The following is a 14,163-nucleotide window of genomic DNA, read 5'->3' as shown; positions in this document are numbered from 1 at the left end:
CGCACGGCTGCGGGCCGCGAAGCTACGGCGCGGCAGGCTGCGCCGCGCCAAGTCCCGGAGCGGCGCGGCGGGAACGCGCCCGCGCCGTAAGAAGCGCGCGGCAGGCTCCGCGCGCCGTCGGGCCAGCGGCGGCAAGAAGCGCCGCGCGGGCCAGGCCGGAAGCCGCCGGAGCAAGCGGCGGCGTAAGGCATCCTGAGCAGCCTGCCCGGTTCCTAAGGGCAGGCCATAATCAAAGGGGAGTGAACCCATGAAGATCATGACGATTTTGGGCACACGGCCCGAAATCATCCGCCTAAGCGTCATCATTCCGCTGCTGGACCGGCATGCGGAGCGGCATGTGCTGGTGCATACGGGACAGAATTTCACGGCCAGCCTCAGCGGGGTATTCTTCGCTGAGCTGGGACTCCGCTCACCGGACTACGTGCTGCAGGATAAGCAGGCCGGGCTCGGGGGCCAGCTGGCCGCCATGTTCGGCAGCCTGGAGAGCATTCTGCTTCAGGAGCAGCCCGACCGCGTACTGCTGCTGGGCGACACGAATAGTGCGCTGTGTGCCATTCTGGCCGAGCGGATGGGCATTCCTGTGGTGCATATGGAAGCAGGCAACCGCTGTTACGATCTGAAAGTGCCGGAGGAGAAAAACCGCCGTGTCATAGATGCCGTCTCCACCATAAATATGCCGTATACCCAGCAGAGTAAAAGACATCTGCTCAGCGAAGGGTTCCCCAGCCAGCGTATCGTGTTAACCGGCAACCCCATCCATGAGGTGATTACGCATTACGAAGAGCAGATCGCGGCCAGTGACATCCTGTCCCGGCTGAAGCTGGAAGCGGGCAGGTATCTGCTGGTGACAGCCCACCGGGCCGAGAATGTCGATGATCCGGAGTCGCTGTTCCAGATTATGTCCGGGCTGAACCTGGTGGCTGAGCATTTGGGGCTCCGCCTGATCTGCAGCATCCACCCCCGTACACGCTCCAAGCTTACGGACCAGTTCCCGCTAACTATGAACCCGCTGGTGGAGTTTCATGAACCCTTTGGATTTTTTGACTTTGTTCATCTGGAACGTTATGCCCTGTGCGCCATTACCGACAGCGGCACCGTGCAGGAGGAATGCTGCCTGATGGGTGTGCCTACGGTAACGATCCGCCGGACCACAGAACGCCCGGAGACCGTCGATTGCGGAAGTAATGTAGTGTCCGGGGTTGAACAGAACAGCATTCTGCGCTGCACCGTGCTGATGACGTCGCTTAAGCCCGATTGGGAGGCGCCGGAAGGGTATCTTGCCCAAGGTGTCTCGGTCAAGGTAGTTAAATTTCTGCTTGGAGGGAACCTGCATGTTCAATAATAAACGGATTCTGGTTACAGGCGGTACCGGTTCCTGGGGGCATGAGCTGATCCGGCAATTGCTGCCGCAGCATCCCAAAGAAATCATCGTATTCTCCCGCAGTGAGTCAGCACAGGTAGCCATGAGCCGTGAATTTGAAGATAAGCATCTCAGCTTCATCATCGGCGATATCCGTGACAAGGACGCCCTGGTAGCAGCCTGCCGCGGTGTGGATTATGTGTTCCACCTGGCGGCGCTCAAGCATGTTCCAGTCTGCGAAGACCAGCCGTATGAGGCGCTGAAGACCAATGTAGTCGGCACGCAGAATGTCATTGAAGCGGCAATTGCCAACAATGTGGAGAAGGCGATCTACATCTCTACCGACAAGGCAGCCAATCCGTCGAACTTTTACGGCATGACCAAGGCCATCGGCGAGAAGCTGTTCGTCTATGCCAATCTGATCGGCTCAGGCACCAAGTTTGTTACCGTGCGCGGAGGCAATGTGCTGGGTACGAACGGCAGCGTGGTCCATCTGTTCATGAAGCAGATCAAGGACAAGGGACAGGTGAAGATTACGGATATGAACATGACCCGGTTTTTTTTCACCCTGCGCGATGCCATTACCCTGCTGTTCAAGGCTTCCGATGTCAGTATCGGCGGCGAGATCTTCGTCATGACTATGCCGACCTGCCGGATCGTGGATTTGGCCGATGTACTGATCGAAGCTTCCGGCCGGACGGATGTCAGTATGATCGAGACCGGTATCCGCCCGGGTGAGAAAATCCATGAGATCCTGATGAGCGATTTCGAGAGTCTGACTACGGTGGTCTACGATGAGCAGTACCTGGTTATTCTGCCTACGCTCGATATGCCGGAGCTGAAGGAGCATTACCGTCATTTCCCTCATGTGTCCTTCAGCAGCTTCAGCTCGGAGAATCATCTGATGGAGCAGGCTGAAATCAAGGATATCCTGATCCGGGGAGGGTTCCTCCAGTGAAGCTCCTGATTCTCGGCGGAAATGGTATGGCAGGTCATATGCTGGCGGAGTATTTTCGCCGCCAGGGCAAGCACCACATCTTCCATACAACCCGGGATAAGAAGGATCTTGGAGGGTTGTATGTAGACGCCGACGATATCGCCGGTGTAGAGAAGCTGGTTGAAATCGTCTCCCCCCATTGCATTATTAATGCGATGGGGGTACTCAATCAATTCGCCGAACGGGACCGGATCGGCGCGTATCATGTCAACGGATTTCTGCCCCACCGCCTGCGGCGGGCAGCGGACCAGATCCATGCCCGGCTCATCCATATCAGCTCCGACTGCGTGTTCGAAGGAACACGCGGCGGATATACGGAGGAGGATGCCGCGGATGGAACCTCGGTCTACGCCCTCACCAAAAGTCTTGGAGAAGTGCGCGATCCCGGACATCTCACGATCCGTACCTCCATTATCGGGCCCGAGATCCGCTCCGGCGGAATCGGCCTCATGGAATGGTTCCTGGCCCAGAAGGGCCGGGTAACCGGATATGAATGCGTGATGTGGAATGGAGTCACCACCCTGGAGCTGGCCAAAGCCATCGATTCCCTGCTGGACTCGGATCTCTCGGGGCTGATTCATCTGGCCCACCCGCAGCCCGTAAGTAAATATCAGCTGCTGCAGATGATGCAGAAGGCATTTCATAAAGAGGATGTTGAGATCATCCCGCAGCAGACGCCCGTTCAGGACCGGACGCTGATCAGCACGAGAAGCGATGTCACGATTGAGCTGCCTTCCTATCCCCGGATGCTTAGCGAGCTTGCCGACTTTATGCGCAGCTCAGAGCTGCCGACATGAGCGGGCGGCGGCGTCTCCTGATTACCGGAGCTTCCGGTTTTACCGGCAGGCATGCCGTAGCCTATTTTGCCGCCGGAGGGGCGGAAGTGACTGCTGTAGTCCGCCGCAAGCCAGAAGCGGAGTTGTTCCCGGACGGCGTTCAGCAGTATGTCTGTGACCTGGGGGACCGCAGGGCTGTGACGGCAATGATTGGAGCAGTGAAGCCGGACCAGGTGTTGCACCTGGCAGGCAAGAATTCGGTCCCTGAGTCCTGGCGGGACCCGCTGCTCTACATGGAAACCAATGTAATGGCTACTCTATATTTGCTTGAGGCGCTGCGTGTCCAGCCGGCCAGCCGTATTCTGGTGGCCGGCTCCCGGCTTAAGTATAGACCGGGTGCGGCAGATCCGCCCCACCCCTACAGTCTCAGCAAGACGCTGGAGGAGCTGGTATCGCTGGCCTGGGGAACGCTGTTTGCACAGCCGGTGCTGATGGCGGAGCCCTCGAACCTGATTGGTCCGGGGCCATCCACAGGCTTCTGTTCCCTGCTGGCACAGCATATTGTGCACAGTGAAGCAACCGCTGTAACCGGATCGGCTGCACCTGCTGCTTTCCGGCTCTCCTCGCGCTATGCGCTGCGTGACTTTCTGGATGTGCGTGATGCGGTCAGGGCCTATGGCTTCATTCTGGACTCGGGCGAGACAGGAAGGATCTACCGCATTGATTCCGGGACAGAGCGGGAGCTGGGAGAGGTTGCCAGGAGGCTGCTGGCTCATGCCGCAGCTCCGGTTGCGATGGACTGGGGCCCGCAGGAGGAGCACAGCCAGGGCAATCCTTCCCCGTCATCTGCCGTTCCGGCGAAGCCTCCATTTGAATCTGCTGATACTAAGGTACCGCCTGAAGAATCCGGGGACTATGCTGTTATTTCCGGCTGGAAGCCGGAGATTGCGCTGGACCGTTCACTGGCGGATATTATCGGCTATACAAGGGCCGGTAAGGAAGGAAGGTTGTTATGAAGCCCAGAGTATCCATAGTGATTCCTTTTTACAATTGTCCTTATATTGAGCAGGCGCTGCACAGCGCTATGAGTCAATCCTGGCAGCCTTATGAGATTATCGTAGTGGATGACGGTTCAACTATGCATGCAGAACGGATTACCCCCTATCTGCCCTACATTCACTATCTGGGCAAGGCCAACGGAGGCACCGCTTCGGCTCTTAACCACGGCATTGCCCATGCCACGGGAGATTATGTAGTCTGGCTTAGCTCGGATGATATGTTCTATCGTGACAAGATCAATAATCAGGTTCTGTTCATGGAACAGAACCATTTGCTGATCTCGTATACCAACTTCAACTACATTAACGGAAACTCGCAGGCTACGGAGCTGAATGCTGCGGCCGTATTCCCGAACCAGCTTGAATATCTGCGCTGCTTCCTGTACGGCAATCCCATCAACGGCTGTACGGTGATGTTCAAGCGGGAGATCTTCGGAGCCATCGGGATGTTTGATGAAGCGCTGCCGTATACCCACGATTATGATCTATGGTACCGGGCCATTCTGAACGGTTATGCACCGGTGATGCTGAACCAGTCCTTGACGGCCTATCGCCGGCATGAGGGAATGGGCACGCTCAGACACTACGATGTCATCATGGCCGAAGCCGCAGCAACCAGTGCCCGCTATCATGCTCCGTTAAGCGCCCTGATCGCATCTATGGGCGGCTAGCTGCCGGAGCGGAAGCCGGCATAGCAGCATACCCAAGACCAAGCAACTAACGCTTAGGAGGGAGAGCATATGTACCGGGAAATCGAAGTGAAAGACTTCCTGCCGGTCTTGCTGGAGCAGCTGAAATTCTCCGAGAGTATTCTGGATATCGGCAGCGGTACGGGTACGCTGCTGGAGCGGTATGAAGCCGGTGTGGTGCTGGGGCTGGATATCCACAGGCCTTATCTGCTGCACCGCAAATACAAGGCCCCTCATATCATTCCGGTTCATGCCGATGCCAGCCATATCGATAAGCTGTTCCTGCCGGGCACCTTCTCTGCGGTCACTCTGATCGATTCTCTGGAGCATTTCTCGATGAGTGAAGGCATGGAGCTGCTGCGCAAGGCGGAGCTTATCGCTGCGAACCGTGTCATCGTATTTACACCCCGGGGTTTCTTCCCGCAGGAGGGGAAGGACCATTTCAATCTGCATGGGGAGTATTACCAGAAACACTGGAGCGGCTGGGAGCCTGAGGACTTTCTGAAGCTGGGCTACACTGTAACCGTACTGAAGGGTTTTCACCATGCGGAGAATCCATCATTCCTGGAAGCCTTCGGTGAGAATCATGCGCCGCTGGACGCCCTGCTCGCCTGCAAGACAGTATAAATGAACTCAGGGAGGAGGCCGGGGCATGTATCAGAAGACCAAGGTCTCGGTGGTAATTCCATTCTATAATTGTCCCTACGTGCATCTGGCGGTCGAAAGCGTGCTGGCCCAGAGCTACATGGATATCGAGCTGATCGTCGTGGATGACGGTTCAACGCTCTATACGGAGAAGCTTGAACCCTATAAGAGCCGAATCGTGTATGTCCGCAAAACCAACGGCGGAACCGGCTCGGCGCTCAATAGGGGAATCGAGGTGGCAAACGGAGCTTACTTTGCCTGGCTGAGCGCGGACGATCTGTTCCATCCCGATAAAATCAGACAGCAAATAGAAGCCATCCGCAGCTCGGGAACCTCCTTCAATCATACGGCTTACTACTATATTAATGAGTACGGGCAGCGGTTCTCCGATATAGTCCGAATGCCGGCCTGGAGCAGGCCGGCCCTCATACAGACCATGATGTCCGGCTGTCCGGTGAACGGCAGCACGGTGCTGTTTGATATGGAGATCCTCTCCAGGGTCGGCAGGTTTAATGAGAGCCTCCTGTATACACAGGATTATGATATGTGGCTGCGGATTCTGCCGCATTATGAATGGTCTTATATAGAAGAGCCGCTGCTGGATTACCGCGTCCATAATGAGATGGGCTCGGTCCTGCACAGCGAAGCGCAGAACCGGGAAATTGCCAAGGTGCAGTTCATGCACAGGGGTAATTTGACGGAGCTGCTGAGAAAGGAGAGAAGGAATTGAGACTGACCTTTCCGGTTCTGACCTTATCCAGAGGCGGCGCGCAGCGGATGATCACCGAGCTGGCTAACCGTCTGGCTGAAATTGGCCATGAGGTCGTTGTTCTTTTGCCCAGCCATGGCTTTGTTGAATATGAGATGAAATGTCCGATTATTACTGCACCCGCTACGGTACTTACGGAAGATGATTTTCCTTATGGGGATGTCATTGTCTCCAATTATTATACAACCGTTCCGGTTGCCGAGCGGGCCAGCCGGCAGGGTAAGGGGCTGCATATCCGGTTGGCTTTATGCTATGAGCCGAATTTTCTGCCAGATAATAATCAGTCGTTTGCTTCCTACGGCATTACCCGCAACCTGCTTGTACTGTCGCGCTGGCAGCAGGAGGTCATACGGATCAATCATGGCATTAAGGGCAGAATTGTCCCGGTCGGTGTTGATTCGAATTTCCATAATATGCATTTTCGCGACGCTCCGGACCGGCCGCTGATCGTCTCAGCCATTATGCGGCGCCCAGAAGGCGGATTCTCCGGCCACCGGGAGCAGGAATATCTGATTCAGCAGCTTGATATGGTCAAGCGGCTTCATCCTGAGGTGGAGATCTATATTATGACCCCTCCTGCTGAATTTGCGGCCTCGTTGAGTCTGCAGGCCTTGCTCAACACCGGCCGCTATCAGCTTAGGACACCCGGCAATGACAATGAGCTGGCTTATCATTATAATGAGACAGATATTTTTGTCAGCGCAAGTACCAATGACGCCGGTTCGTTGCCGGGGCTGGAAGCGATGCGCTGCGGTGCGGCGCTGGTCACCGTATATTCAGGAGGGAACCTCGAATACTGCGCACACGGGCAGAACTGCCTGATGTCCTACCGTCATGAGAACCGTCTTGCTGCGGATATATTGACGCTCATTGACGACCGGGAGCTTCGCCGGCGTCTGGCCGCGAGGGGAGAGCAGGATTCCCTGCGGTTCACCTGGGAGAGAAGCGTGCAGGTTTTCCAGGCTGAGCTATTTGAAATGGTGTCCAGACAGGGCACATGAAGCCTTTGGGCAGAACGCCGAACATAGAGAAACCTTCAACCCTGGCTGGCGCTGGGGTTGAAGGTTTTTTTGCGAGAAGCTAGGGAGATTTGGAGCTTGCAATCACTAGAAGATGGAGAAGGAGTTCATCATCTCGCGGAAGGAGTGTGCGTACTGATCGAAACCGAAATGCGTAACCATATGCTGACGGCCCTGATAGCAGATGGCTTCACGCAGTGGAATGTTATCCATGAGCTCGAGTCCTTCGTTCACGGCAGCCTCCACATTGCCAAGCGGATAAAATTTGCCCGTAATATTATGAGTGATGAAAGACCGGACCCCGTCAGAATCCGTACTGAGTACAGGACAGGAGCAGCAGACAGCCTCAGCTACGGCATATCCGAAGCCTTCTGTGACAGAGCTGGACAGCAGGAAGCCCCCCGAAGCGGCAATCGATGAATAATAGACAGGCATCATCTGGTTAGGCATATTCGTGAACACAATCAGCCGGTCATTCAGGCCAAGAGCATGCAGCTCTTCATTGAATGCCGCCTTCTGGTCATCGGAGGCCAAGCCCGGATCATGGAACATCCAGAGATGCAGGTTAGGTTTCGCTTTACGGACATGATGGGCAATCTTCAGGTATTCGCTCCAATTCTTGTTGGGTTCCAGCCGGCCTACCCAGGCGATGACAGGATCAACGGGCGCCTCGGCGGGTATATAGCGGAATCCTTGTACATCCACAAGGTTCGGAATAACATAACGCTGGAGCCAGGGGCAGATCTCGATAAACAGCTCCAGTAAATGATCGGTGGGGGGAATCAGCACAGCATTGCAGAAGGCTTGCAGATAAGGCACGGATTCAATAATTATATTTCGGGCTTCGCTTCGTGTTCCCAGACCCTGGGACTCGTAGATCAGGATGCCGCCATACCCTAGCCTGCGCAGCCGTTCCAGCAGCAGGTAATCGGAGGTTACGATGATGGCGTCATAATGATTGGCATTCAGTATAGCCCGGATATCTTCATCCTGCGAAGTGATAAATACCGGGAAGCTTACACTATTGTGGCTGCCGGACCCCGGCATGAGATAGAGCACATGGCATTCGATGCCGTTCTTTTGAAGGCTCTCACACCGCAGTCTGTTCAGGGTCTCCACCCCGCCGCTTGGTACATAAAATGTAAATAGAATTTTCAAGCTTACCCCTCCTGATCTGGACTCTCGCGGAGAAACACAGTCTGCTGTTATATAAGATACGCCGGATTTCTCTTACATGTGACTGTGGGGGCGGCATTGCCAAATCCTTTCTGGATAGCCCGGCAGCAGAGGAGCCATGCTAAGGCTTGTAACGCTGCACTACATTATTCTGTGATGGGGGATGAAGGAATATTGCAAACGAAATTCGGCTTGTCCGTGTCTGCAGCCTTGCTGCTCGGCGCCATAAGTATGACCGGCTGCAGTGCCGGCCATTCGGCAGATAACGGCAATATGCAGACGAAAAGTGTACGCGGGACAGACGGGCGAATCCACGTAAACTCCGCACGGGACGGAATGCGTGACGATGACTTCGGCAGCATGGAGGTAAGCAAGGAATTGGCTGACCGTGTAGCGGCCATGCCGGAAGTCCGTTCGGCTAACGTTATTATGGTCGGCCGAAGTGCTTATGTCGCTGTAATGCTGGAGAATACTTCGGGCGGTGTTCACACCCGGAATATCACCGGCAGGGAGGCTACCGGAAGAGGGACTGCTGCGGGTGTTCCCGGAATGACGGGGACAGGCGGCTCCATGGCCGGCATACCGGGAAGTATGACTGGTACCGGAACCGTTGGCGGTACAGGCATGGCGGCTCCCGAAGATTATCCGGGAAACGGCAATAACGGGATTATGTCCAGAAGCAGTATGGGGGATGATAAAGACACGCTTCCCGGGGAGATCAAGCATAAAATCGCCGCAGAGATTAAAAAAGGCAACACATACGTCAGCAATGTGTATGTCTCGGCGAACCCGGATTTCGTGGAACGGGCCGATTATTATGCCCGGGAATTCCGTGCCGGACATCCGCTCAAAGGCTTCGCGAATGAATTCCGCATCATGGCGGAACGGATTTTCCCTGCGCGCAGCGGACAGTAAGCGGCGCCGCTACTGCACAGTGCCTTGAATGAAGATAGTATTCCAGAGGGATATGAGGCTTATTCAGAGGAAGGGCACAGACACAAACAATGCAGCCACCGCACCCGGAAAGCCGGGTGAGAGGGCTGCATTGTTGTATTTATGCGGATACGAAGCTATGTCTTCCCCGAATTAGGCCTCAAGCTTGCGTCCGCCGATCCATACGCCGCGCAGGTTCAGGTCTTGATCCAGCTGCAGAATATCGCCACGTTTCCCTGCCTCAAGCGTTCCGATAGACCGCTGCATGCCGAGCGATAGCGCCGGATTAAGGCTGGCAGCCTGTGAAGCTTCCAGCAGGCTGAGACCAACCTCCTGAACCAGGTAGCGGAAGCCCCTTATCATCGTCAGTGTACTGCCGGCCAGTGCTTCGGGATGCTCCTTCAGCGTAGCTATGCCGTCCTTGACAATGACAGGCAGATCACCGATGGCATATTCTCCGTCACGAAGACCAGTCGCTGACATGGCATCTGTGATCAGCAGCAGATTGTTGTTGTTCTTGAGCCGGGTGATAATATTGATGGCTGCCGGATGAACATGGATGCCATCGGCAATGACCTCGGCTCTGATCCGGGGATCGAACAGGACAGCACCGGCCGTTCCCGGCTTGCGGTGATGCAGCGGCGTCATGGCATTGAACATGTGCACCGCCTGGTTCAGTCCGGCATCGGCAGCAGTAATCACCTGCTCGAATGTAGCATCTGTGTGGCCGAGCGCGGCGGTAATGCCATGCTTGCGCAGCCACTGGATAGCTTCCAGGGCAGCTTCACGCTCCGGAGCCAGGGTGACCTGACGGATCATTCCCGGATACTTTTCCTCCCATTCCTCCAGCCATTCTATATTAGCCGGAACGATATGCTCGGGATTCTGCGCGCCAGGCCATCTTACGCTGATGAACGGTCCCTCCAGATGTACACCTGCCAGCCTTGCATAAGGCATGCCGCCTTCACGGGAACGATAAGCATCCACCTCAGCTAACACCTGATCGATGTCTGCCTTGGCAGCCGTCATGGTTGTAGCCAGCATAGAGGTCGTCCCGTGTGAGGCATGGAACCGTGTGATCGTATCAAGAGCGGCTTCATCACTGTACATGAAGTCGTGGCCGGCCCCGCCATGTACGTGCACATCAACGAATCCGGGAATCAGCAGACCTTCCGGCTCCTGGGTGGCCGTCCGCCAGCCGGCATAAGCTATGGGCAGCCAAGCCGCTTCCCCGGCGTATTGGATCAAGCCTTCCGATACGGCAAGTACGCCCTTCTCAATCACTCCGGCAGGAGTAAGCACTTTGCCGTAGAACAGTTCCCCGGCAGTGTGGTTTATTTCAGCCATTTTGCCGCTCCTTCATCTAGCAGGACCACTACATTTGGATGGCTCTGCAGCAGCGAGGCGGGGCACTGGGTCGTGATTGGACCCTCGAGCGCATTCTTAACCGCTTCCGCCTTCTCTTCCCCGCGGACAAGCAGTACAATCTGCTTCGCCTTAAGAATTCCGCCGATGCCCATCGTTACCGCCTGGCGCGGCACATCCTCCACACGCTCGAAGAAGCGGGCATTGGCTTCCAGGGTCTCTTCCAGCAGATCGACCACATGCGTTCCGCTGCTCAGGCTGGCATCCGGCTCGTTGAAGCCGATATGACCGTTGCTGCCGATGCCAAGGATCTGCAGATCTACAGGACCATTATCTTCCAGTAGCTTGTCATACGCAAGGCATTCAGCCGCAAGGTCCGGAGCATTTCCGTTCGGCACATGGGTGCGGGCCGGGTCGATATCGATGTGATTGAACAGATGCTCATTCATGAAGCTCCGGTAGCTCTGCGGGTGATCCACAGGCAGTCCGACATATTCGTCCAGGTTGTAGGATGAGGCCTTGGCGAAGCTGACGTTGCCCTTGCGGTGCATCTCCACCAGCTTCTCGTATACCCCGACAGGGGAGCTTCCGGTAGCCAGCCCCAGAACGGCTCTGGGATTGCTTTGCAGCAGACTGGCGATCAGGTTGGCTCCTGTAGCTGCGAAATCTTCTTCATGCTGAAATTTTAAAATATTCATTAGATTTGACCTCCCCGTTTATGACGGTAATGTTGGACGTTCCGATAAGATTGCTCAAGCCTTGGGATGAAATCCCCGAACCGGGTGCTGACCATGCCGGTGAACAGAATATCGATGATATGCAACTGTGCGATCCGTGACGCCATATCGCCGCGCCGCATGCCCTGCTCAAGAGACGAGGAGAACAGCGGAATATCAGCGAGTGTAGCCAGAGTACTGCTTCCGTATGAGGTTAACGACACCGTGGCTGCGCCGCTTGCGGCCGCACAGGTTAAGGCATCTACCGTCTCCGGGGTCTCCCCCGAATAAGAGACTGCGAAGGCTACATCGCCGGAAGAGAGGGAGGAAGCGGAAGTAATCTGCATATGGGAATCGGCAAAAGCGGTGCAGTTCACGCCGATGCGGATCAGCTTCTGATAGAAATCCTGGGCTACGATGGATGAGGTTGCCATCCCGTACAGATCGACCCGCCGCGCCCGGCACAGCAGATCAATGACCTGCTGCAGACGGCCCAGATCCAGCAGCGAGGTAGTGTCCCTGATTGAGGCCAGATGATTGGCCTGCATGGCCTCTACAATGAATTGCAGCGGATTGCCGGCCACGATGTCCTGATAAGAGGAGCTGCCGGTCTCCGGCGAGCCGTCGCTATGCGCCAGCTCAGCCGCCAGCTTGAGCTTGAAATCGGGATAACCCTTGAAGTGCAGCGCTTTGCAGAACCGCGTAATCGTTGCCGTGCTGATGCCGCATTCCTCCGCCAGCTCCGTGATGCCCATATGGACAATTTCCCCGGGCGAGGCCAGAATGCGCTCAGCCAGCTTGCGTTCCATTTGCGACAGCTTGGACTTGTCATGCTCCAGAGCATGCAGAATGGGAGACAAGCACTCACCTTCTTTTCTATAGATTCAGAAATGGACATGCAGAAATGGACATGTTTAGTTTTGCCTGAAGAATTGATTTTAAACTGATTCTGAAATTAATTTACATAATAATAGAGGTTAATAAGAAAATTATTTTCATAATCAGAATAAAACAAATCGCGGAAGGTTGCAATAGGCAGTTTGGTTTGGGGTTGGGCGGGGGCTGAATTAGGGAGACTGAGGTGTGTATTTGTGGTAGATACAAAAAGCTGCAATCTGCGTGTTTAAAGGCAAACACAGATTGCAGCTTAGACATAATTAGTATGTTTACTTAGTGATCCCGTTTGCGGCCTTCGTCCTGTTGGCAGTCTGTCTGCCGCGCAGCAGCTCCCAAAGGATGAAGACGAGAATGAGCAGCTGCGGGATGGTGGTCTCCCAGGTCGGATACATGCCAAGCCAGCCGATGGAAGGCAGACCGTGCCCGTTATGGGCAGGCAGCTTGCCTGCGATCTGCAAGGCGTGGAGGCTCTCACCGAGGAAGCGGAATACCAGATAGTAGATCAGCACAGTAGCAGCGCGGAAGAAGGCGGCAACCGGCAATCTGGCGCTCAGTGCAATTATGGCATAGCCGAGGATAATCAGAACCACTAGGGCGCTGCCAATCCCGAGCAGCAGCTGAGAGGTATCGATGGCCGGTGCCATCCCTGCGTAGAAAATCGTAGTCTCGGCACCTTCGCGCAAAATGGCCAGCGCAGCGATGAAGAACAGGTACCACAGATTGCCTTTGGCCAGGGCGCCCTGCATCTGGCGGTCCACATATTTATTCCAGGCCGCCGTGCTGGATTTGCCGTGCAGCCAGCGGCCGACAGTGAGCATCATGACCACGGCGGCGAGGCCGGTGATGCCTTCAATCAGCTCGCGTGCGCCACCGGAGGCGGCTTGGGAGAGGGAGTAGGTCAGCAATACGGCGAGGCCGATGCTTGCAGCCAACCCTGCCGCCGCGCCAGACCAGACCCAGCGGCGGGCCGCCGGTACTGCTTCCCGGCGTAGATAGGCAAGCAAGGCGGCGAGTACAAGAATCGCCTCCAGCCCCTCGCGCAGCAGAATGAGTGCCGCATCCCATGCGGTATAAGTCTGTTCTCCGGCCAGCGGTGTCAGCTCCGAGAGCATCGTGTCCAGGAGTGTCAGCGCTTGGTCCAGTTTCGGAGGACTGGAGAGCAAATAGCCGGTGACGGCGGTACTCTCATTTTCGATGCTGGCATAGACCTTGGGCGAGGCCAGCTGGACCTGGCCTTCAGCCGAAGGCCAGGCAGCGATGAACTGCTCCATGATATCAGCGGCGGCAGCGCTGTCACCGGCCTGGGCGGCGGCGGAAGCTTGCTTCAGATAGCTGATCAGCCCTTCAATGGAAGCCGGCTCCGCTGGCGCGCCTCCGGTATCGACGGCCTTGCCTTCGCTGTAGCCGGACAGCAGCGTTACCAGCGCTTCCGCTTCGGCCTGCGCGGCCTCCCCGCGGACGGGCTCTGCCTGCAGCGCAATGCGCAGCAGGCTCATCTTCGTCTCCAGCAAGCCGTAGACGGCGGGATTGTCCGCCCGGATGCCGCGTTCCGCCGGCGTCCAGCCGTTCACCACGGCGCGGTAGGCTTCCGCCGCCGCGGCCCAGTCGGCGCTGCGCGCCGCATCCCGCGTGCGCTCCGCCGCGGGCAGCAGCTTCGCCGCCGCTGCGCGTCCGGCGGCGCCCGTGTCACCGCCGCCTTCGCCTGCGGCGGCGGTGACGAACGCGTCCACGCTCCGGGCGAGCGTGGACAGTGCGGACTTGGC

14 protein-coding genes and 1 pseudogene are annotated in these 14,163 nt (G+C 56.3%); 10 read left to right on the top strand and 5 right to left on the bottom strand.

Annotation, left to right across the window (positions count from 1 at the left end):
* The 9 genes and pseudogenes from ACFSX3_RS22945 to ACFSX3_RS22905 form a co-directional block, all read left to right on the top strand.
* A pseudogene (locus tag ACFSX3_RS22945) lies at positions 1–251 on the top strand (hypothetical protein); the annotation flags it as partial.
* Entirely contained in the window at positions 248–1,342 is a 1,095-nt protein-coding gene (gene wecB, locus ACFSX3_RS22940) for a non-hydrolyzing UDP-N-acetylglucosamine 2-epimerase (RefSeq protein ID WP_209994728.1), read from the top strand. The pseudogene ACFSX3_RS22945 and the gene wecB, both read left to right, overlap by 4 nt.
* Positions 1,332–2,318 (top strand): polysaccharide biosynthesis protein, encoded by a 987-nt coding sequence (locus ACFSX3_RS22935; protein ID WP_036727136.1) that lies wholly within the window; start codon positions 1,332–1,334, stop codon positions 2,316–2,318. The genes wecB and ACFSX3_RS22935 overlap by 11 nt, the downstream gene beginning before the upstream one ends.
* A complete protein-coding gene (locus ACFSX3_RS22930; RefSeq protein ID WP_209994729.1) occupies positions 2,315–3,154 on the top strand; it encodes a dTDP-4-dehydrorhamnose reductase family protein in 840 nt (279 codons plus the stop codon). The genes ACFSX3_RS22935 and ACFSX3_RS22930 overlap by 4 nt, the downstream gene beginning before the upstream one ends.
* Positions 3,151–4,149, top strand: a complete 999-nt coding sequence (locus tag ACFSX3_RS22925; RefSeq protein WP_209994730.1) for an NAD-dependent epimerase/dehydratase family protein — start codon at positions 3,151–3,153, stop codon at positions 4,147–4,149. Before ACFSX3_RS22930 ends, ACFSX3_RS22925 begins: the two co-directional genes overlap by 4 nt.
* The gene (locus tag ACFSX3_RS22920) at positions 4,146–4,862 is read left to right on the top strand and encodes a glycosyltransferase (RefSeq protein WP_209994731.1); all 717 of its coding nucleotides are present in this window, start codon (positions 4,146–4,148) and stop codon (positions 4,860–4,862) included. Before ACFSX3_RS22925 ends, ACFSX3_RS22920 begins: the two co-directional genes overlap by 4 nt.
* A 69-nt stretch (positions 4,863–4,931) precedes the next feature.
* Positions 4,932–5,507 carry a class I SAM-dependent methyltransferase gene (locus tag ACFSX3_RS22915; RefSeq protein ID WP_209994732.1) on the top strand — a complete coding sequence of 192 codons (576 nt, stop codon included), beginning with the start codon at positions 4,932–4,934 and terminating at the stop codon, positions 5,505–5,507.
* Positions 5,508–5,532: 25 nt separating this feature from the next.
* On the top strand, positions 5,533–6,255 hold the full coding sequence (locus ACFSX3_RS22910) for a glycosyltransferase family 2 protein (RefSeq protein WP_209994733.1): 723 nt from the start codon (positions 5,533–5,535) through the stop codon (positions 6,253–6,255).
* On the top strand, positions 6,252–7,295 hold the full coding sequence (locus ACFSX3_RS22905) for a glycosyltransferase family 4 protein (protein WP_209994734.1): 1,044 nt from the start codon (positions 6,252–6,254) through the stop codon (positions 7,293–7,295). The genes ACFSX3_RS22910 and ACFSX3_RS22905 overlap by 4 nt, the downstream gene beginning before the upstream one ends.
* Before the next feature lie 105 nt (positions 7,296–7,400).
* On the opposite strand, the gene ACFSX3_RS22900 is transcribed toward ACFSX3_RS22905, so the two are convergent.
* Positions 7,401–8,471, bottom strand: a complete 1,071-nt coding sequence (locus tag ACFSX3_RS22900; protein ID WP_209994735.1) for a glycosyltransferase family 4 protein — start codon at positions 8,469–8,471, stop codon at positions 7,401–7,403.
* Positions 8,472–8,663: 192 nt separating this feature from the next.
* On the opposite strand from ACFSX3_RS22900, the gene ACFSX3_RS22895 reads away from it, so the two are divergent.
* Positions 8,664–9,404, top strand: a complete 741-nt coding sequence (locus ACFSX3_RS22895) for a YhcN/YlaJ family sporulation lipoprotein (RefSeq protein ID WP_209994736.1) — start codon at positions 8,664–8,666, stop codon at positions 9,402–9,404.
* A 171-nt stretch (positions 9,405–9,575) separates the two neighbouring features.
* Here the strand turns inward: ACFSX3_RS22895 and nagA are convergent, their stop codons facing one another.
* From nagA to ACFSX3_RS22875, 4 genes are all read right to left on the bottom strand, one after another.
* Complete coding sequence (nagA, locus tag ACFSX3_RS22890) at positions 9,576–10,769, bottom strand: N-acetylglucosamine-6-phosphate deacetylase (protein ID WP_209994737.1); 1,194 nt, start codon at positions 10,767–10,769, stop codon at positions 9,576–9,578.
* Complete coding sequence (nagB, locus tag ACFSX3_RS22885) at positions 10,757–11,485, bottom strand: glucosamine-6-phosphate deaminase (RefSeq protein ID WP_209994738.1); 729 nt, start codon at positions 11,483–11,485, stop codon at positions 10,757–10,759. The genes nagA and nagB overlap by 13 nt, the downstream gene beginning before the upstream one ends.
* Positions 11,485–12,363 (bottom strand): MurR/RpiR family transcriptional regulator, encoded by an 879-nt coding sequence (locus ACFSX3_RS22880; RefSeq protein ID WP_209994739.1) that lies wholly within the window; start codon positions 12,361–12,363, stop codon positions 11,485–11,487. The genes nagB and ACFSX3_RS22880 overlap by 1 nt, the downstream gene beginning before the upstream one ends.
* Before the next feature lie 306 nt (positions 12,364–12,669).
* Positions 12,670–13,974 (bottom strand): FTR1 family iron permease, encoded by a 1,305-nt coding sequence (locus ACFSX3_RS22875; RefSeq protein ID WP_379255263.1) that lies wholly within the window; start codon positions 13,972–13,974, stop codon positions 12,670–12,672.
* Between the last annotated feature and the right edge of the window lie 189 nt (positions 13,975–14,163).

This window comes from Paenibacillus rhizoplanae (assembly GCF_042684125.1).
Taxonomy (GTDB): domain Bacteria; phylum Bacillota; class Bacilli; order Paenibacillales; family Paenibacillaceae; genus Paenibacillus_AQ; species Paenibacillus_AQ rhizoplanae.
This window is presented reverse-complemented; position numbering and strand designations above follow the sequence as displayed.

Coding starts and splice junctions, on each gene's coding strand:
- wecB (WP_209994728.1), top strand. CDS start 248: ATGAAGATCATGACGATTTTGGGCACACGGCCCGAAATCATCCGCCTA.
- ACFSX3_RS22935 (WP_036727136.1), top strand. CDS start 1,332: ATGTTCAATAATAAACGGATTCTGGTTACAGGCGGTACCGGTTCCTGG.
- ACFSX3_RS22925 (WP_209994730.1), top strand. CDS start 3,151: ATGAGCGGGCGGCGGCGTCTCCTGATTACCGGAGCTTCCGGTTTTACC.
- ACFSX3_RS22920 (WP_209994731.1), top strand. CDS start 4,146: ATGAAGCCCAGAGTATCCATAGTGATTCCTTTTTACAATTGTCCTTAT.
- ACFSX3_RS22915 (WP_209994732.1), top strand. CDS start 4,932: ATGTACCGGGAAATCGAAGTGAAAGACTTCCTGCCGGTCTTGCTGGAG.
- ACFSX3_RS22910 (WP_209994733.1), top strand. CDS start 5,533: ATGTATCAGAAGACCAAGGTCTCGGTGGTAATTCCATTCTATAATTGT.
- nagA (WP_209994737.1), bottom strand. CDS start 10,769: ATGGCTGAAATAAACCACACTGCCGGGGAACTGTTCTACGGCAAAGTG.
- nagB (WP_209994738.1), bottom strand. CDS start 11,485: ATGAATATTTTAAAATTTCAGCATGAAGAAGATTTCGCAGCTACAGGA.